Source organism: Nocardia sp. PE-7 (genome assembly GCF_030486425.1).
GTDB classification, from domain to species: Bacteria; Actinomycetota; Actinomycetes; order Mycobacteriales; family Mycobacteriaceae; genus Nocardia; species Nocardia salmonicida_A.
This window is the reverse complement of record NZ_CP129614.1, coordinates 410,579-431,641: the sequence shown is the minus strand read 5'-3', so window position 1 is coordinate 431,641 and position 21,063 is coordinate 410,579. Positions and strand designations below refer to the sequence as shown.

The window sequence follows — 21,063 nt, the reverse complement described above, 5'->3', positions numbered from 1 at the left end:
CATGGTCGAGTCGGCTTCCACTGCCGCGCCGATCGGTCGATCCGATGTGCTCACGGCCTTCGATCCGCGCACCGGTGAACAGCTCGCGCACTATCCCGTCCACGGCACCGCCGAGGTCACCCGTGCGGTGCGCACCGCACGGGCCACCCAGAACTGGTGGGGGGAACTGGAATTCGGGGAGCGCAAGCGCCTGTTGCTCGACTGGCGTCGCCAGATCGCCCGCAACGCAGGTGAATTGGTGGAGATTCTGCGTAGCGAGACCGGCAAACCGGAGGCCGACGCCACCCTGGAAGTGATGCTGGCGGTGGAGAATCTGGACTGGGCCGCGCGCAACGCCGCGCGCACACTTGGTCGCCGACGCCTGTCCACCGGCTGGTTCACCCGCAATCAGCACGCCTCCGTCGGCTATCTGCCGCTGGGCGTGATCGGGGTGCTCGGCGCGTGGAACAACCCGGTGTTCACGCCGATGGGTTCGATCGCCTACGCCATGGCCGCCGGTAACACGGTGGTATTCAATCCGCACGAACTCAGTACCGGTGTCGGCACCTGGCTGGCCGACAGCTGGGCAGCGGTCTCGCCCGAACAGCCCGTACTGCAGGCGGTTACCGGGAATTCGCGGACCGCGACCGCCCTGTGCAAGGCGGAGGTGGACAAGATCGCCTACGCCGGGCCCGAAGCCCGCGGACGCGAGGTGATCGCCCTGTGCGCTCAGTCGCTCACGCCGGTGGTGGTGGAGAACAGCGGCAAGGGCAGCATGATCGTGCACGTCGACGCGGTGCTCGACGCGGCAGCGGAGGCGGCGGTGTTCGGCGCGATGGCCAACGCCGGGCAGAACTCCTCCGGCATCCAGCGCTGTTATGTCGCCGATTCGGTGTTCGACGACTTCCTGGCCAAAGTGGCCGAGCGGGCAGCCAAGTTGCGTCCCGGCGCCGACAATCGCGCCTCCTACGGACCGATGATCAATGCCGACCAGGTCGACGTGGTGCGCAGACAGGTCCGCGACGCGCTCGCCCACGGCGGGCACGCGGTGCTCGGCGGACTCGATTCGTTCCGCGACCCGTATGTGGAGCCGATCGTGCTGGCCGAGGTCCCTGAGGACAGCATCGCGATCACCGGCGAGGGGATCGGCCCGGTGCTCGTGGTGAACCGGGTCGCCGACCTGGCCGACGCGGTCACCCGGGTCAACGCGGCGGGCAACGGCATCGCCGTCACCATCTTCACCCTCGACATCCCCAGCGCCGAGTTCATCGCCGAACAGCTGAAAGTGGGTGTGGTGACGGTGAACTCGTCGACCGCGTTCACCGGCATCCCCGCTCTGCCGTTCGGCGGGGTCGGCGAGTACGGCCAGGGCCACAGCCACGGTCAGCAGGGGCTGCACGAATACAGCCGCACGATGTCGATCGCCCGCAGGCGCTATCGGGCGCCGATCCGGCTGTCCACCTTCGACCGTCGCCCTGGCCATCTACAGACCGCGAAGGCGATCTTCCGCCTCCGCCACGGCCGCGGCTGACCGGCTAGTTCTCCTCCGGCGAGCCGCTGCCGAGCAACACCGCGTCGGTGAGTGCGGTGAGGCGGGCCAGTTGTTCGGGGCGCGAGTCGAAGCGCAGCAGGCGACCGACGTCGATGATCTGACCGACGGCGGCGTGCACGCGGAAGCGCGCTTCGATCGGGTCGTCGTCGAGCAGGTTCGCCCATTCGAGGATGTTCTGTCGCTGGATGGCGCGCAGGCGGTGCTGCTCGGCCTGCGGGAGGTTGCTGAACTCCGCGTAGTAGACCGGCATGATCTCGGGCGTCGCGAAGGTGAGGCGAGCGTGCTGGCCGGCGATGCGGCGCGCAGCGTCGGCGCGGTCGTCGCTTTCGGCCAGTGCCTCGCCGATCGCGACAGCGAGCCGGTCGGCGGTGCGATGAAAAGCCGCCGCGAGCAGGTCGGCCTTGCTGTCGAAGTGGCGGTACACGCTCGAGGCGTTGATGCCGACGGCGGCGCCGATCTCCTCGATACCCGATTCGTGATACCCGTTGCGACCGAAGATCCGGATCGCCTCGGTGAGCAGCTGTTCACGTTTCGACGTCACCGGCAGGCCGCGGGTCTGCTTGTCGGGCTCGGCCTCGGGGGGCGTCGGCGGCAGCTCGGCGCGCACGATCGCCCAGGCCATCCGGAGCTGCACCGCGAGCATGCGTCCGTGCGAGAGGGTGGTGCGGTGCGCGGCGATACTGGCCAGCGAACTCAGCGCGCCGACCGCGAGCAGGATCACGTCGTCGGCGCTCGCCTCCGGCCGCACCTCGGCGATCCGCGCGGCGACATTGGACTCGAGTTCGCGATAGAACGCGCGAATGCGCACCCGGTCATCCGGCTCGAGATAGCGGCGTTCCCAGCGGTAGAGCCCGGCCTCGCGGCGGATGTCGATATTACGTTCGGCGACGGCGGTGAGCACCGCGTTCAGCCTGGCCTCCGGGCTCAGCGACGGGTCGTCGGCCGCGGCGGCGACATCGCGCAAACCCCGAGCGCCCTCCTCGGCGGCGGCCACGAGCAGCGCGTATTTGTTGGCGAAGTGGCGGTACAGCGCGGGCCCGGAGATACCGACCTCGGCAGCGATCTCGTCCACGCCGACCGGGTAGTAACCCCGCGCACTGAACGCACGGGCGGCGGCCCGCATGATCTGCATCTTGCGGTCCTTCGGCCTGCGGCGCACGACGCGGGCAGGTGCGGTCGTCGGCTCGCGGGCCTGTTCGGCCTCACTGCGATCGGCGACCATGCACTCACTTTCCGTTACGCGAACCAGGTTGGACCAGTCAACCTAAGTTAACCACAATTCGCAAACGTCGAGGGCAGGTCGAAGAAATGGAACCGCCCCGGCGGCGACGTACTCGCTACCGGGGCGGCTCGGGAGAAGATTCGTCTACAGGCCGAGTCCGCGAGCCAGCGTCGGCCACGACAGCTTCAGCTCGTCCTTCCAGTAGCCCCAGGAGTGGGTGCCGCTGGGGCGGAAGTTGAAGGTCGCCGGGATACCGAGTTCGTTGAGCCGGTTGGCCAGATTGTGCGTGCAGTAGTTGGTGCCCGCCTCGATGACGCCACCGATCACGATCTGGTTGGCCAGGCCGTAGGCCCCCGGCAGCGCGTACGGACCGTCGAGGGTGTCGTACGGGCCGGGCAGGCCGTTGCCGGTGGAGATGTAGAGATCGACGCCGCGCAAACCCTCGGCATTCACGTACGGGTCGTTCGCGACCCATTCCGCCGAGCCCTCCGGACCCCACATGTTCAGGGTGTTGCCGCCGCCCCAGGTCTCGACCGTGAGCTTCACGAACTCCGAACCGACGGGATCGGAGGTCTGCGCGCAACCGCTGTAGGCCGCGGCCGCCTTGTACAGGCCGGGCTTGGCGATCGGCAGCGCGAGCACGGTGGTGCCCGAGGTGGACAGGCCCGCGATCGCGTTCACACCGTTGGTGCCGAGCGCGCCGTCGACCAGCGGGGGCAGCTCCTCGGTGAAGAAGGTCTTCCACTTGTTGCGCCCGACGACCGGGTCGTCGTTGATCCAGTCGGTGTAGTAGCTCCAGGAGCCGCCGATCGGCTGGATGACGTTGACGTTCTTGTCACTGAGGAACTCGAGCGCGTCGGTCTTGGCCACCCACGACGCGGAATCCTCGCCGCCGCCCGCACCGTTGAGCAGGTACAGGGTGGGACGCGGGACCGAGGCGTCGGCGGGGCGCTGCACGTCGACGATGATGTTCTGGTCCATGGCCGCGGAGTACACGTGCAGTCGCAGACTGCGCGAGTCCTTCACCTCGGCCTTGACGATCTTGGAGCCGTCCTCGGAGACCGGGTTGGCGAGCAGGCTCTTGGAATCGATGATCGGGTCAGCCGATGCCGGGCTCGCACCGATGCCGGACATCAGTCCCGCCGCCACTGCCGTTGCCGCGATCATCGCCGCGGCCCGGGAGCCACGACGCCGGGTGTGCCGACGCATCAATTTCGCACCTTCGCTTCGTCTCGAATTCCGATTCGGTCCGTGCTCCCCTGCAGGGCACGAAGTTGCAACACGCCAGACCCTACGGGTTATCCGGTAGCTACAACAGGGGTAATCGTTACAACAGCGCGGTCACATCATGCCTCACCGGCACAGTCGATGTCACCGCGCCCCGGCGTAAATGTCATCGCGCCCCGGCGTAAATGTCACCGCGCCCCCGCCGCGCGGTCGCCGGCGTCGAGCAGCTCCGCCAGTCGTGGCCCGATCTCGGCCAGCGCCTGTGGCGAAGTCATCTGATCATGCACCACCGCGACCGGCCGATCACGCACCACGCCGTCGACATACGGGGCCCAATTCGCCGCTGCCGCCTCGTGTCCGAGCGCGCTGAAGTACTCGAGTTTGCCGCGGAACACCGCGGGCCGGTGTTCGGCGATCAATTCGGCCGAGCGCACCGCGCTGCGATAGATCCGGCGCACCCGCTCGGGGGTGAGCACCGCCATGTTGGCCGGGATGATCGCGTGCAGCGCGGCCAGTGCGTCCTCGCTGAGTTCCCGCACGCCCGCGGCAGGCAGCGCCGCGCTGATGTCGACGCCGAGTTCGGCGAGCGCGTCGCGGACCGCGGTGTGGAAGTCGGGCACGTCGATATCGGGATGCGAATCCAGCATCGCCAGCAGCGACACCTGCTCCCCCGCCGCCTGGAGTTCGGTCGCGACGGCGTGGGCGAGCACGCCGCCCAGCGACCAGCCCATGAGCCGGTACGGCCCGTGCGGCTGCTGGGTCCTGATCTCGGCGGCGTAGCGGCGTGCCATCTCGGCGAGCGTGCCCGGCAGGTAGCCCGCCTCGCTGAGCGCGGGCGACTGGAGGCCGAAGATCGGGCGCCGGGCCGGAATGTACTGCGCCAGACCGGCATAGCACCAGGACAGCCCGTACATCGGGTGGATACAGAACAGCGCGCCGCCCGCCTCGGTGCCGTGCGGGACCCGGTTGCGGATGGCCAGCAGGACACCGAGGGCGTCGTCGGATTCGAGGTCGGAGGCGAGGTCGTGTTCGCCGCCGGCGGACTGGGTGGCATCGATGCGCTCGGCCAGCGCGGCGACGGTGGCATCGGTGAAGAACCACTGCACCCGCACCTCGGCGCCGACCCTGGTGCGCAATCGGCTGATCGCCTTGGTGGCGACCAGGGAGTTGCCGCCGAGTTCGAAGAAATCGTCGTCGAGTCCGACCTTGCCCGCGCCGAGCACCTCCGCGTACACCTCGGCGACCGCACGCTGCAACGGCGTGGTCGGGGGGCGGTAGGCGCGGGTGGTGAAGGCGGGGACGGGCAGGGCTTTGCGGTCGAGCTTGCCGCTGGCGTTGAGCGGCAGGGAGGGCAGCAGCACCAGGCTGGCCGGAACCATGTACGACGGGAGCGCCGCCCTGGCATGGGCGAGCAACGCGGACTGATCGAAACCGGTAGTGGTGGTGCCGCTTTCGATCGAGTAACCCTCGGGGCGAGCCGACGCTCGCGCTTCCTCGACCGGCGCCTCGGCGGGCACGATGTAGCCCACCAGACGGTCACCCGTCGGGCCGTGCACGAGCGCGACCGCGGCGTGCCGGACGCTGTGATGGTCGCGCAGCACGGCCTCGACCTCACCGAGTTCGATCCGCTGCCCGCGCAGCTTCACCTGGAAGTCACTGCGGCCCAGGTATTCCAGGCTCTCGTCGCAGGTCCAGCGCACGACGTCGCCGGTGCGATAGAGCCTGCCGCCACCGGGACGGGCGACGAAGCGTTCGGCGGTGAGCGTGGGAGCGCCGAGGTAGCCACGGGCCAGCTGCACGCCTTCCAGGTACAGCTCCCCCGCGGTCCCCGGCGGGACCGGTCGCAGTTGGCGATCGAGCACGTGGACGCGGGTGTTCGCGACCGGCGTGCCGATCGGAATACCCACGGCGGGCCCGGCTTCGACCTGCGCCGCGGTGACCACGGTGGCTTCGGCGGGCCCGTACCAGTTGACCAGCGTCGCCTCGGGCACCACCTGAGCGAACCGGCGGGCGGTCGAGGACGACAGCGCCTCGCCCGCCGCGAAGACCCAACGCAGCGAGGGGAATGCGCCGCTGTCGCGATCGGTGAGGAACGCGTCCAGCATCGACGGCACGAAATGCACAGTGGTGACGGCGCGTTCGGCGATCACCTCGGCCAGGTAGTCCGGATCACGGTGCCCGTCGGGGGCGGCGATCACCACGGTGGCGCCGGTGTGCAACGGCCACAACAACTCCCAGGTGGCGATGTCGAAGGTGACCGGGGTCTTGTGCAGCACCACGTCGCCGGGGCCGTGCGGGTAGGTGCGCTGTGCCCAGCGGAACTGGTTGACCAGCTGTCGGTGGGTCAGCATGACGCCCTTGGGCGTTCCGGTGGACCCGGACGTGTGGATGACGTAGGCGAGATTGTCCGCGTTCGGCAGCTCCAGCTCGGCCACTTCGCCACGCACAGCGTCGATCTCGACGACGGGAATGCCCGAGGTGGTCGTGAATCCGCCGGTAGTGAGTACGCAGATCGGCGCGGCGGCGGCCAGCACCCGCTCGGTCCGCTCGGCCGGATGGTCCGGGTCGACCGGCACGTACGCCGCCCCGGTCCGCAGCACCGCGTAGATCGCGGTCACCAGGTCGATCCCGCGCCGCATCGCGACCGCGACGAGCGTCTCCGGCCGGGCTCCCCTGGCCCGAAGTCCGGCGGCGAGCGCGCGCACCCGATCGTCGAATTCCGCGTAGGTGTAGACGGTTTCACCGTCGACCAGCGCGGTGGCGTCCGGCGTGCGCTTGACCTGAGCGTCGAACAACGACAGCAGGGTGGCCTCGTCGAGCAGTTCGGGCGCGTCGGTGGCATTGACCGCCGCCAGCGTCGCGCGCTCCTCCGCGAGCAGCACGTCGATCTCGGCGAGCCTGGCCTGCGGGCCGGCGATGAACCTCGCCAGCAGCATCGAGAAGCGTTGCGCCATGGCGTTCGCGGTGTCCTCGCCGAACACATCGCGCAGGTACTTCACCGAGACCCGGAGCTGGGAGTCGGCGACGATCTGCACAGTGAGCGGGTAGTGGGTGCCGTTGGCGGCGTCCATCCCGGTGACGGCGGCCGACCCGGACGCGGCCTGCGCGAGCCCCTCACGGTCGACCGGGAACGACTCGAACACGACGAGCGAATCGAACAGCGCGTCGATGCCCGCGATCTCCTGGATCTCGCCGAGGCCCAGGTAGTGATGATCGAGCAGCGCGGCCTGATCGTCCTGCAGCCTGCGCAGCAACTCTGCGACGGTATCGCCGGGACGCACCCGCACCCGCACGGGAATCGCGTTGAGGAACAGCCCGACCATCCGCTCCACGCCCGCGAGCTGGGCGGGCCTGCCGGAGACGGTGGCGCCGAACACCACGTCGTCGCGATCCACCAGCCGGGCGATGAGCAGACCCCACGCCGCCTGGACCACGGTGTTCACCGTGACGCCGAGGCTCGCGGCGAGCTCGCTCAGCGCGGTGGTGTCCGAGGGCGAGAGCGCGAAGCCGGTTTCCCCCGTACCCGTCGCGATCTCGCGGCCCTGATCGACGGGCGCGAGCGGAGTGGGCTCGGCCAGGCCGGTGAGCGCGGTGCGCCAGGCGGTCCTGGCGGCTTCGAGATCCTGGTCGACGAGCCAGGCCAGGTAGTCGCGATAGGGCGCGACCTTCTGCAGACGCCTGCTCCGGCCGCCGATCATGTACGCGGTGAGCAGTTCCTGCAGCAGCAGCGGCGTCGACCAGCCGTCGATCAGGATGTGATGGCTGGTGACGAGCAGATGCGCGGCCCCGGGGGTGCGCACCAGGGTGAACCGCAGCAGCGGCGCGGCGGCCATGTCGAAATGGGTGGCCAGGTCGGCGGCGCGAATCCGCTGGTAGGCGGCGTCGTCGGCGTCGATGGCCCGCCACGGCACGTCGATGTCGTCGAGCACCACCTGGAGCGGGGTGCCCGCGGCGTCGGTGGCGAACGCGACGCGCAGGTTGTCGTGCCGGTCGAGCACGGCCTGGGCCGCCTCGTGCAGTCGTTCGGCATCCACCGACGGGTCGAGGTCGAGGACGAACTGGGTGATGTAGGGGTCGACCGAGTTCTCCGCGAGCAGCGCGTGGAACAGCATCCCCGATTGCAGCGGGGTCACCGGCCAGACATCACTGAGCAGCGGGTAGCGGCGGACCAGGCGGGTCAGCTCGGTCTGGCCCAGACGCACCAGCGGGAAGTCCGACGGCGTGAATCCGCCCGCGCCGGGCCGCAATCCGTGTTCGGCGAGGCCACCGAGCGCGCGGATCCAGTGTTCGGCGAAGGTCTTGACCGCGTCCGCGGTGAGGACGGCGGTGGCGTAGTCGAATCGGGCCACCAATCCGTCGTCGGTGGCGTCTACAGTGAGCACCAGCGCCAGGTCGTCGGTGGCGACGTCGGTGTGTACGCGCGCCGGGCGCAGGTCGCGCATGCGCACCGCGAATCGGCCGCGGTCCAGCGTGCGGACGCTGTCGGAGGTCTCGGCGTCGAGGTAGCGGAGCAGGCCGAAACCGGCGCCGTGGGCGGGGACCGCGCGGCGCAGTTCCTTGATCTGGGCCAGGGCCGTCCCCGCGGCGGGGCCGCCGACGAGCGCGTCGGCGACGTCGATCCCGTCCAGGCGCAGCGCCAGCGGATAGTCGGTGGTGAACCCGCCGACCACGTCCTCGGCATCGGGCCGACCGAGCAGGCGCTGGTCGGCGCGCAGCCGCACCACCGTGCCGATCACGCGGGCGGCGGCGGTGTCGGCCCCGGTGTGCAGCGCCAGCGCGGCGGCGGTGAGCAGTACCTCGTCCACGGTGGCGCGGTAGGCGTCGGCGACCGTGCGCACCGCGGTGGTGCCCTCACCGGTGATGCTCAGCGAGACCCGGTTGCGCTGGTGCAGATCGACGGATTCGCCCGCCCTGGAGCGGATCGCCCGGTGCCAGTACGCACGTTCGACGCGCGCAGCCTGGGTGGACGGGTACTCGGCGAGTCTGCGTACCAGGTCACCGAGTCCGGCATCGGGCGCGGCGGGCGCGGCGTGCCGGCCGCGACTCCAGGCCGAGGTCAGCTGGTCGATCACTGCCCGCCACGAATTCTCGTCGAGAACAAGGGCATTCGCGACGACGACCAGGGTGGCCGAGCTACCGGCGTCGCCGGTGAGCACGAAGTGGATATTGCGCCCCTCGTCCGGATCGAGCGCCGCGGCGGCCGCGGTGACGATGTCGTCGACGGGCAGCGAGGACTCACCGTCTTCGGTGTCGAGCCTGCGGAAGGCGCCGCCGGTGCGCTCGTCGGGCGGCGGGATGCGCAGCACCGGGGTCTCGCCGGTGCGGTCGAGCAGCGCCCACAGCATCGGATGCTGGCTCATCACCGTGGCCGCGGCGGCGGCGACGGCCTGGTCCGGGCAGTCGGCCGGCACCTCGAGCAGCACGGCACGGGGTTCGACGGCGCTCGCTCCCGCTTCGGTGAGCTGGGCGGCGGTCGCGGTGAGCGGGAGCGTGGCGGACGGAACGCCCGGTTCGACGGTGACGTCGGCGCGTCCGGCCAGCGCGGCGACGGTGCGCGCGTCGAACAGATCGCGCGGTCGCAGCACCACGCCGGCCGTCGTGGCCCGCGACACCACCTGGATGGCGGTGATGCTGTCGCCGCCGAGGGCGAAGAAGTCGTCGTCGAGGCCGACCCGGTCGTGGCCGAGAACATCGCCGATCACGCGGGCGATGGTCTTCTCGGCGGCGGTGCGTGGCGGGCGGTATTCGCCGCGAACGGCGGCCGGGTCCGGCAGCGCGCGCCGATCCAGCTTGCCGACCGGGGTCAGCGGAATCTCGTCGAGAACGACGATCGCGGCGGGCACCATGTAGTCGGGCAGTACCTGCGCGGCGAGCCCGGTGAGCTCGGCGGTGTCGAGAGTCCTGCCCTGATCGGCCATGACGTAGGACACCAGCATGGTCGAACCGCTGCCGTTGTCGCGGCCGAGCGTGGTGACCCAGGCGACGCCGGGTGCGGCGGCCAGCACGGCGTCGATCTCACCGAGCTCGATGCGCAGACCACGGATCTTGACCTGGAAGTCGTTGCGGCCCATGAACTCGAGAACATCGCCGCGTCGGCGGACCAGGTCGCCGGTGCGGTAGAGGCGTGCGCCCGCGGGGGCACCGGGCCGATCACCGAAGGGGTCGGCGACGAAGCGCGACGCGGTCAGCGCCGGACGCCGGTGGTAACCGCGGGCCAGTTGCACACCGCCGAGATAGAGCTCGCCGGTGACGCCCTCGGGGACCGGACGCAGGCGTTCGTCGAGGATCAGAGCGCTGATGCCGCGGATCGGGCCGCCCATGTGGACGGCATCGCCAGGACGCAGCGCGTCGCTGATGGCGGTCATGACGGTGGTTTCGGTCGGTCCGTACCCGTTGTGGAAATGCCGCTTGGGCAGCGTGTTCCAGCGTGCGGTCAGGTCGGCGGGGACGTGTTCGCCACCGACGATCAGGGCGCGCAGACCGGGGAGACCGTCGGGGTCGAGAGTGGCCAGAACCGAGGGGGTAAGGAAGGTGTGGGTGACGCCCTCGGTGCGGATCAGCTCGGCGAGTTCGGTGCCGCCGACGGACCCGGCGGGAGCGACCACGAGGGTGCCCGCGCCGCCGATGGCGAGCAGCAGTTCCAGCATGGACGCGTCGAACGACGGCGAGGCGAAAGCCAGTGCGCGCGTAGCGGAGTCGAGGTGATAGCGCTGCTTCTGCTCGGCGCAGAAGTTGGCGAGTCCGGCGTGGGTGACGACGACGCCCTTGGGCAGACCGGTCGAGCCGGAGGTATAGATCATGTACGCGGCGTTGCCGGTGTTCGGCGGCGCGAGCAGTTCGATTTCGCGCAGGCCGACGGTCGCGCAACCGGCGATCTCGGCGGTGAACGCCCGATCGTCGAGCACGACCCAGTCGCCGTCGCCGGGCAGCGCGGGCAACCCGGCGAGTTCGGCCGCGAGGGTGATGCCGAAAACAGCGCCCGAGTCGGTGACCATGTGGCTGATCCGCTCGGCGGGGTAGCCGGGGTCGATCGGCACGATCACCGCGCCGGTCCGCGCGATCGCCCACACCGCGAGCACCGATTCGACCGAACGCCGAATCGCCACGGCGACAGCGGCTTCCGGACCGGCGCCGCGCGCGATGAGACCGCGCGCGAGCTGGTTGGCGGCGGCGTCGAGTTCGGTATAGGTGAATCCGCGACCGCCGCCGCGCAGGGCGATGCCGCTCGGATTGGCGCGCACCGCATCGTCCATCAACTGCGCGAGGGTGCGTTCCGGCTCGGCCGCCGGGCCCGCGAACGTGATCTGCGCGCGGAATTCGGCGGGGTCGAGCAGGTCGATATCGCCCACGGCGAGGTCGGGATCCGCGGCCACGGCGGCGAGCAGACGGACGAAGCGCCGACCGAAGCTCGCTACGGTCTCGGCGTCGAACAAGTCCGTCGCGTAGCCGAATTCGGCGAACATGCCGCCGTTGTCCTGCTGCTCGCGCACGGTGAGCAGCAGGTCGAACTTGGCCTCGGCGGTGCGGGCGTCGAGCGCCCCCACCGTGATTCCCGGCAGTTCGAAGGCCACCGGGGCGAGGTTCTCGAACGACAGGGCCACCTGGAACAGCGGGTGCCTGCCCGCCGAGCGCGCGGGCTGGATCGCCTCGACCACCCGCTCGAACGGGACGTCTGCGTGGGCGAAGGCGCGCAGGTCGGTGTCGCGGGTCCGGATCAGCAGCGCGGTGAACGGATCGCTCTCGGTGATCCGGCTGCGCAGCACCAGGGTGTTGACGAACATGCCGACCAGGTCGTCGAGCTCACGCGCGCCACGGCCCGCGATCGGGGTGCCGATGGCGACGTCGTCGGTGCCGCTGAGCCTGGCGAGCAGTACCGCGAGCGCGGCCTGCACGACCATGAACACCGTGACCCCTTGCGCGCGGGCAAGTCCGGCCAGTTCGGCGTGGAGGCCGGCGTCGATCTCGAAGGTGCTGATGGCGCCCGCGAACGACTGGACCGCCGGGCGTGGCCGGTCGGCGGGCAGCGCGATTTCCTCGGGCAGCCCGGCGAGCTCGTCGTGCCAGTAGGCCAGCTGGGCGGCGGCCGTGGAGGTGGGGTCCGCTTCGTCACCGAGGGCGTCTCGTTGCCACACCGCGTAATCGGCGTATTGCAGCGGCAGCGGCGACCACGCGGGCGGCGAGCCCGCTGTGCGCGCGGTGTAGGCGAGGACGAGGTCGCGGGTGAGCGGGCCCATGGAGAACCCGTCCGCGCTGATGTGGTGGGCGACGAACACCAGGACGTGGTCGTCGGCGCCCAGGCGCAGCAGCCGCAACCGGACCGGCGGCGCGGCGGTGACGTCGAATCCGGCGGTGACGGTCCGGCGCACCTCGTCGGTGAGCTCGTCGCCGGCCACCTCGACCGGTGTCAGGTCGACGCGGACCGCGTCGGGCGCGAGCACATCCTGGATCGGCACGTCCCCGCGCGCCGGATAGCGGGTGCGCAGGACCTCGTGCCGGGCGAACAGGTCGGCGACGGCGAGGCTGAGGGCGGTCAGATCGAGGGCGCCGGTGAGGCGGATCGCGGCCGGGATGTTGTAGACGGTCGCGTCGGGATCGAGCCGGTTGAGCAGCCACATCCGCTGCTGTGCCAGCGACAACGGCACCCGCTGCGGGCGTGGCCCGGCGAGCAGGCGCGGCGCGGTCGCCTCGTCCGATCGGTGCACGCGCAGTGCGAGATCGGCGACCTTCGGCGCTTCGAACAGCAGCCGGACCCCGACCGCGCGATCGAGCGCCGTCCCGATCCGGGCCGCGGCCCTGGTGGCGAGCAGCGAGTTGCCGCCGAGGGCGAAGAAGTCGTCGTCGGCGCCGACGGAGGCGACGCCGAGGATCTCGCCGTAGACCTCCGCGACCAGCTGTTCGGTGTGGGTCGCGGGGGCACGGAAGGCGGCGGCCTCGAAGACCGGCGCGGGCAATGCCTTTCGATCCAGCTTGCCGTTGACGGTGTAGGGCAACTCCTCGAGCGCGACGAAGGCGTCGGGGACCAGATAGGTCGGCAGCTTGTCTCGCAGCGTGGACTTCAGCTGCGCGACATCGAGATCCGTGCCGACCACATAGGCGACCAACCGATCACCGAAGTGCGGGTCGGTGCGGGCCAGCACCGCGGCCTGCGTCACCTCGGGCAGCCCGAGCAGGACGGCTTCCACCTCACCGGGCTCCACCCGGAATCCACGGACCTTCACCTGGAAGTCACTGCGGCCCAGGTAGACCAGCTCACCGCCCGCTGCACGGGCGACGAGGTCGCCGGTGCGGTACATACGCGCGCCGGACTCGAACGGGTCAGCGACGAAACGTTCGGCGGTCAGGGCCGCCTTGCGCAGGTAGCCGCGAGCCAGCTGGATGCCGCCGAGGTACAGCTCGCCCCTGATGCCGGGGGCGACGGGGCGTAGGCGCTCGTCGAGGACGTAGACCCGGCTGTTCCATTCGGGACCGCCGATCGGAACGGTCAGTACGTCGGCAGCGGTGACCCGGTGATCGGTGATCGAGACGGCGGCCTCGGTGGGACCGTACAGGTTGTCGATCCTGGTGCCCGGCAGGGCCTTCAGCAGGCGCTGGGCCAGTGTGGCGGGCAGGGATTCGCCGATCGCGAGGATGCGGGCCAAGGCACCGACGCGCCCCGAACCCGTCAGCCCGGCGCCGTTCTCGTCGTGCGAATGCGACTCCCAGTAGCCCGACAGCGCCTCGAGCAGGGAGGGCACGGCGGTCAGGGTGGTGACGCCCGCGTCGGTGATCAGGGCATCCAGGTAGGCGGGGTCGCGGTGGCCGTCGGGGGCGGCGATCACCAGACGGCCGCCACAGACGGCGGCGGACCAGAATTCCCAGACCGACAGGTCGAAGGTGGCGGGGGTCTTCAACAGGAAGGCATCGGCGGCGGTCGTACCGAATTCACCACGGAGCCACTGCAACTGATTGACCACCGCCGCGTGCGGCACCGCCACGCCCTTGGGGCGACCGGTGGAGCCGGAGGTGAAGATGACGTAGGCGGTGTTCTCCGGGTGCAGCGGCGCGCGGCGGTCGGCGTCGGTGATCGGGCGCGGATCGGCGGAGGCGATCACCGGGTGGTCGACCCGCACCACCGGGGCGGCATCGGTGCGGAAGCCCTTGGTGAGCACGCAGATCGGGGCGGCGGTGTGCAGGATGTAGTCGGTGCGATCGGCGGGCTGATCGGGGTCGATGGGCACGTAGGCGCCGCCGGACCTGGTCACCGCGTACATCGCGACCACGAGATCGATCGAACGCGGCAGGGCGAGGGCGACCAGCGATTCCGGGCCGACCCCGATGGAGATCAGGTGGCGCGCGAGTCTGTTCACCCGTGATTCGAACTCGGCGTAGGTGAGCTCGAGGCGGCCCTCCGGCAGATCGGCCACCAGCGCGACGGCCTCGGGCCGGGCGACCAGCGGCAGCTCGGCGAGCGTGCCACCGGGCACAGCGAGATCCGCTGCCCCGCTGACTGTTTCGGAGGCCCGCTCGGCGGCCGTTCGCAGCTCGATATCGCCCACCACCACGGCGGGCTCGCGCACCACGGCGTCGAGTACCAGCGCGAGCCGGTCGGCGAAGGCTGTCACCGTCGCCGCGTCGAAGAGATCGGTGGCGTAGGTGAAGAAGCCCTCGATACCGGTGGGCGCGCCGTCCTCGTCGTACCCGTCGCCGACGATCAGATGCAGATCGAATTGCGACACAGCCAGTTCCGCGGACACCGGCGCGATCCGCAATCCAGGCAGCTCCAGTGCGGCGCGGTCCACGTTCTGGAAGGAAAGACCCACCTGGAACAGCGGATGACGTGCGGTGGAGCGCGGCGGATCGAGCACCTCGACCAGCCGCTCGAACGGGATGTCAGCGGCGGCGAACGCGGCGAGATCGCTCGCGCGCTGGGCGGCGAGCAGTTCGGCGAAGGTGGCGCCACCGTCGTAGCGGGTGCGCAACACGACGGTGTTGACGAACATGCCGATCAGATCATCGAGTTCACGCTCACCGCGTCCGGCGACGGGAGTGCCCACCGCGACATCGGCGGCGCCGGCCAACCGCGCCAGCAGCACCGCGAAGGCGGTGTGCAACACCATGAACACGGTCGCGCCACTCTCCCGTGCGATCCGGGTGAGCGCGGCGTGGGTCTCGGCGCCGATGCGCACCGGCACCCGGCCGCCCACGAGGGAGGCGACCGCGGGCCGTGGGTAGTCGGCAGGCAGTTCCAGCAGATCCGGCAGGTCCGCGAGTTCGGAACGCCAGAACGAGAGCTGCTGTGCCCCGGCGGAATCCGTGTCGTCCTCGGCGCCGAGCCGGTCCAACTGCCACAGCGCGTAGTCGGCGTACTGCACCGGCAGCGGCGGCCGATCCGGGGCATGACCCGCGGTGCGGGCGAGGTAGGCGGTGGTCACGTCGCGCACCAGCGGCGCCATCGACGAGGCGTCGGCGGCGATGTGGTGCACCACCACGGCGAGCACGTGCTCGGTGGGTGCGTCGGGTCCGCTGCCGGTGATGTCGAGCAGCCGGACCCGCAGCGGAACCTCGGTCGTCACGTCGAACGCGGTCGACGCGAGTGCGGCCACCTGTGCTGTCGCGTGGTCGGCACCGATCCGGTGCACGGTGACGTCGAGGTCCACCGCGTCGACCGGCAGGATCTGCTGGATCGGTCCGTCGGCGGTGTCGGGGTAGATCGTGCGCAGCACCTCGTGGCGGGCCAACACGTCGCGCAGGGCGTCGGTGAGGGCGGGCACGTCGAGGGTGCCGGTCAGGCGGAGCGCGAAGGGAAGGTTGTAGGCGGCGGCTCCGTCGTCGGCGCCCTGGTCGAAGCGGTTGAGGAACCACATGCGGCGCTGGGCGGGCGAGAGGGGCAGCACATCGGGGCGGGGCAGGGTGCCCAGTCCAGAGGTCGGTTCCGCCACCACATCGGAGCCGAGGACAGCGGCGAGCGCGGCGACGGTGGGGGTTTCGAAGAGCGTGCGCACGGCGACTCGGCCACCGGTGGCGGCGCCGAGCCGGGCGACCAGGCGGGTGGCGATCAGCGAGTTGCCGCCGAGGGCGAAGAAGTCGTCGTCGGCGCCGATATCGCTGCGGCCGAGGACCTCGCCGAACAGACCGGCGACGAGCCGTTCCTGGGTGGTGCTCGGCGCGCGGAACGCCCGCGCGGTGAAGCTCGGCGCGGGCAGCGCCTTGCGGTCGAGCTTGCCGCTGGGGTTGAGCGGCAGCTCGCCGAGCACGGTGATCGACGCCGGAACCATATAGACCGGAAGGGTTTTGGAGACAGCGGCCCGCAGCCGGTCGGGCTCGGCGCCGTGGCCGTGGGCGGGCACCACGTAGGCGACCAGCTGGTCGCCCAGCTCGGTCGCGACGACCAATGCCACTGCCTGGCTGACGGATTCGTGCGCCAACAGCGCGGTCTCGATCTCGCCGAGCTCGATCCGCTGACCACGGAACTTCACCTGGAAGTCGATGCGCCCCAGGTAGTCCAGTCGGTGCGGGGCATTCGAGGTGGGCCGTCGCCACACCACCAGGTCGCCGGTCCGGTACATGCGCGCGCCCCGCACAGGGCCCGGCGCGTGCACCCCTTCGGACCCGCTGCCGGACACCGAGGCGAAGGGATCGGCGACGAAGCGATCGGCGGTGAGGCCGGGCCGCGCGAGGTAACCGCGGGCGAGCTGATCCCCCGCGAGATAGAGCTCTCCCGCGATACCGGGGGGCACCGGCCGCAACCGCTCGTCGAGGACATAGACACTGGAGTTCCACTGCGGCAGACCGATCGGCACCGAGCGCTCACCCGGGCGGGCGGGCCAGTAGGTCACCGAGACGGCGGCTTCGGTCGGACCGTACAGGTTGTGCAACCTGGCCGAGCTGACCGCGGCCATGGCATCGACGGTCTCCGCGGGCAGCGCCTCGCCGATGACGAAGACCTCGCGCAGCGACTCCAGGTCGGCGTGGCCCGCGGGCCCGGCGTCCGGGTCGTCGGCCGCTGCCTGGGCGGCGAACATCGTGAGCATCGACGGGACGAAGTCGGTGACGGTGACCTTGTGCTTGCCGATCAGGTCGATCAGATAGGCGGGGTCGCGATGGCCGTCCGGGGTGGCCAGCACCAGTTTCGCGCCGACGCGCAGCGGCATGAAATAGCCCCACAGCGACACGTCGAAGGTGGTCGCGGTCTTCTGCAGGTACACATCACCCAGCGCGAGCGGGTACTTCGCCAGCATCCACACCAGCTGGTTGTGGATGGCGGCGTGCGAGATCGCGACGCCCTTGGGCTTGCCGGTGGAACCCGAGGTGAAGATGACGTAGGCCGGGTTCTCGGGGCGTAGCGGCGCGCGCAATTCCGAGGGCAGGACCGGATCACCGGGCACGGCGGCGACATCGAGATCGTCGAGCACCAGCAGCGGGGTGCCGTCGGGGACCGCGATGACGTCGGCGCGGGTGCTCAGTACGCAGGCGGGCCGGGCGGTGTCGAGGATGTAGGCGATGCGCTCGGCCGGGTGGTCGGGGTCGAGCGGCACATAGGCGCCGCCCGCGGTGAGCACCGCGTACATGCCGATCACCAGTTCGGGCGAGCGCCGGATGGCCAGGCCGACAAGGCTTTCGGGACCGACGCCCTGCTCGATCAGCACCCGGGCGAGGGCGTTCACGCGCTGGTCGAACTGCCGGTAGGTCAGCTCCGTGTCCGCGTAGACGAGCGCGGTGGCGTCCGGATGTATCTGCACCGCACGGCGATACGCGTCGAGCATCGGTTCCGGCGGCACCGGATGACGAGTGTCGTTCCAGCTCACGAGGGTCTGCTCGCGCTCGGCCTCGGTGAGCAGATCGATGTCGGCGATCGCGATATCGGCGTCGGTGGCGACCGCGTCGAGCAGATGGGTGAACCGGGCCGCCAGGGATTCGATGGTCTCGGCGTCGAACAGATCGGTGGCGTAGTTGAACGACGCGGCCATCGGCTCGGTCGGATCGGCGCCGGGCACGATGGTGAGCTGCAGGTCGAAACGTGCCACCGCACCACCGAATTCGACCGGTGTGGCGTCGAGCCCGGGTAGTCGCAGGTTCGGCAGGTCCAGGTTCTGGAAGAACAGGGCAACCTGGAACAGCGGGTGATGGGCCTGCGAGCGAACCGGATCGAGCAATTCGACCAGGCGCTCGAACGGCAGGTCCGCGTGGGCGAAAGCGGCGAGGTCGGCGCGTTTGGTCGCGCGCAGCAGTTCGGCGAAACTCGCTCGCGGATCGAGGTGTGAGCGCAGCACCAGCGTGTTGACGAACATGCCGATCAGGTCGTCGAGTTCGCGGGCGCCGCGCCCGGCCACCGGGGTACCGATGGCGATGTCGTCGGTGTGCGCGACCCGACCGAGCAGCACCGCGAAAGCCGCGTGTACGACCATGAATTCGGAGGTGCCGCTGCGCTGGGCGAGCGCGGCGAGCGCGGTGTGCACCGGCGCCGGGATCCGGAAGCCGAATTCGGCGCCGCGGCCGGTGAACACGGGCGGGCGAGGGCGATCGGTGGGCAGGTCGAGGCGGTCGGGCAGACCCGCGAGCGCGCTGCGCCAGTGCGAGATCTGCGCGGTGGCGACCGAATCCGGATCCTCTTCGGAGCCGAGCAGCTCGCGATGCCAGAGCGTGTAGTCGGCGTACTGCACCGGCAGCGGCTGCCACCTGGGTCGCGAGCGGTTGCGACGCGCCAGGTAGGCGCCGAGCAGGTCGCGCAGCAGCGGCGCCACCGAGGCGCCGTCGGCGGTGATGTGGTGCAGGGCAACGGCGAGCACGTGGTCGTTCGGCCCCAGCTCGGCCAACGCCACCCGGAACGGCACCCCAGCGGCGACGTCGAACCCGGTAGCGGCGAATTCCGCCAGCCACAGCGGCAGGTCGTCCTCGGTGAGCGAGTCGACCAGCACATCGGGGACGGCCTCGGCCATCGGCAGGACGACCTGATGGCCGACGCCGTCGACCACAGCACCGTATTCGCCCGCGTGCGCACCACGCTCACGCTCGTCGGCGTTGTAGACCGGGTACCACGTGCGCAGCGATTCGTGCCGACCGACCAGGTCCGACAGCGCCGCGTGCAGCGCGCGAGGATCGAACGGTCCGGACAGTCGCAGCGCGAACGGGATGGTCTCGGCCGTGGAATTCGGATCGAATTGGTTGAGGAACCACATTCGCTGTTGCGCGGGCGAGAGCGGGATCAGGTCGGGACGCTCGCGCGGTGCCAGAGGCGCGTGCCCGCCCGCACCCTTCAGCGGCTCGAGCAGCGTGGCGAGCCCCGCGACAGTGGGACTTTCGAAGACGTGGCCCGCGGGTACCCGTGCCGACAGCTCCGCCCCGAGGCGCGCCGCCGCGCGTGTGGCGAGCAGCGAATTGCCGCCGAGAGCGAAGAAGTCGTCATCGGCGCCCACCGGGTTCTCCGGCGCGAGCAACTCGGTGAAGATGTGGGCCACCAGCTCTTCCATCGCCCCCGAGGGCGCGCGGAATTCCTCGGCCCGCAGAGTCGGCGCGGGCAGCGCGGCCCGATCGAGTTTGCCGACGGGAGTCAAAGGGATGGCGTCGAGCACGGTCAGCGCGGTCGGCACCATATGCGCGGGCAGACCGGTTCTCGCGTGCTCGAACAGCTGGTCGGTGTCGATGCGCGCGCCGGGTGCGGCGTGCACGTAGGCGGCGAGAATCGTGGTGCCGTTGTCGAGTTCGTGTCCGATGGTCACGGCGAAGTCGACGGTGTCGTGCGCGGTCAGCACGGTATCGATCTCACCGAGCTCGATCCGGAACCCGCGCACCTTCACCTGGAAGTCGTTGCGCCCCACGAACTCGATCGCACCGTCCACCCGGCGACGCACCAGGTCGCCGGTGCGATACATCCGCCCGTCGGCCCCGGCGAAGGGATCGACCACGAAACGCGCCGCGGTCAATCCAGGCTGACGGTGATAGCCGCGCGCCAACCCGTTGCCCGCGATGTACAGCTCGCCGATCATCCCGTCGGGCACCCGAACCAGGCGCTCGTCGAGCACGTACTCGGTCACCCCACGCAGCGGCGCGCCGATATTCATCGTGTCGCCGACCACCAGCGGCGCGCTGATATTCGTCACGATGGTGGTCTCGGTCGGTCCGTAGCAGTCGTGGAACCGGCGCGACTCCGTTGCCCAGCGTCGGATCAGGTCCGGCGGGCAGGCCTCGCCACCGGTCGTGACCACCGTCAGCGCGTCCAGCCCGGCCGGATCGAGCGAGGCCAGCGCGGCAGTGGTGATGAACATGTGCGTCACGGCCTCGCGACGCAGCACATCGGCCAGCTCGGCGCCGCCGAGAATGCCCGCGGGTACGAGCACCATCGCGGCCCCGGCGCCCACCGCCATCAGCAGTTCGAGCACCGCCGCGTCGAACGAGGGCGACGCGAAGTGCAGGGTGCGCGAGGTCGGCTCGATCGCGTAATGCGCGCGCTGCTCGGCGCAGTACCCGGCCAGCCCGGCGTGCGTCACCACAACGCCCTTTGGCAGGCCGGTGGAACCGGAGGTGTACACCACGTAGGCGGGGTGCTGCAGCCGCAGCGGGCGCACCCGGTCGGCGAAGGTCACCGGATCGCCGGACTGATCGTCGGTGGCGCGACGCACGCTGTCGTCGTCGAGGCACAGCCAATCGAGCGCACCCGGCAACCGGTCCACCGCCGCACCGACCGCGACGCCGAGCACCGCACCGGAATCGCCGAGCATGTGGCTCACGCGGGCAGGCGGATAGTTCGGGTCCACCGGCAGGAACGCCGCACCGGTCTTGGTCACCGCCCACATCGCCAGCACCGACTCCGGCGAACGCGGGATGCCGACGGCCACCACGTCCTCCGGACCGACACCGCGGGCGATCAGCAGCCGCGCCAGGCGGTTGGAACGTTCGTCGAGCTCGGCGTAGGTCCAGCGCACCGGCGCAGACACACCGTCGTCCCAGGAGAGCGCGAGCCCGCTCGGGTTCGACTCCACGGCCACGGACAGCAGTTGCGGCAGCGACTTCCCGCGCTGCCGGGCGCGGGCGCCAGACGCCCGGTTCGCCCGGGTCACGACAGTTCCGTCCGATCGACGGAGTCGACTTGCCGTTGCCCGGTCATGCA

General features: G+C 70.5%; 4 protein-coding genes. 1 reads left to right on the top strand and 3 read right to left on the bottom strand.

Features of this window, described 5'->3' with window-relative positions; genetic code table 11:
- Nucleotide 1 precedes the first annotated feature (1 nt).
- Entirely contained in the window at nucleotides 2-1,510 is a 1,509-nt protein-coding gene (locus QX204_RS02005; RefSeq protein ID WP_301904916.1) for an aldehyde dehydrogenase family protein, read from the top strand.
- Between the two features lie 4 nt (nucleotides 1,511-1,514).
- Here the strand turns inward: QX204_RS02005 and QX204_RS02000 are convergent, their stop codons facing one another.
- The 3 genes from QX204_RS02000 to QX204_RS01990 form a co-directional block, all read right to left on the bottom strand.
- Nucleotides 1,515-2,753, bottom strand: coding sequence for a TetR/AcrR family transcriptional regulator (locus QX204_RS02000; RefSeq protein WP_301904915.1), 1,239 nt, complete (start codon nucleotides 2,751-2,753; stop codon nucleotides 1,515-1,517).
- Nucleotides 2,754-2,897: 144 nt separating this feature from the next.
- Nucleotides 2,898-3,920 (bottom strand): alpha/beta hydrolase, encoded by a 1,023-nt coding sequence (locus tag QX204_RS01995; RefSeq protein ID WP_301908228.1) that lies wholly within the window; start codon nucleotides 3,918-3,920, stop codon nucleotides 2,898-2,900.
- A 248-nt stretch (nucleotides 3,921-4,168) separates the two neighbouring features.
- Nucleotides 4,169-21,013 (bottom strand): non-ribosomal peptide synthetase, encoded by a 16,845-nt coding sequence (locus tag QX204_RS01990; RefSeq protein WP_301904914.1) that lies wholly within the window; start codon nucleotides 21,011-21,013, stop codon nucleotides 4,169-4,171.
- Nucleotides 21,014-21,063 lie beyond the last annotated feature (50 nt).

What these genes read in the sequence shown, in the direction of transcription:
- QX204_RS02005 (WP_301904916.1), top strand. Translation starts at nt 2, where the DNA reads ATGGTCGAGTCGGCTTCCACTGCCGCGCCGATCGGTCGATCCGATGTG.
- QX204_RS02000 (WP_301904915.1), bottom strand. Translation starts at nt 2,753, where the DNA reads ATGGTCGCCGATCGCAGTGAGGCCGAACAGGCCCGCGAGCCGACGACC.
- QX204_RS01995 (WP_301908228.1), bottom strand. Translation starts at nt 3,920, where the DNA reads ATGATCGCGGCAACGGCAGTGGCGGCGGGACTGATGTCCGGCATCGGT.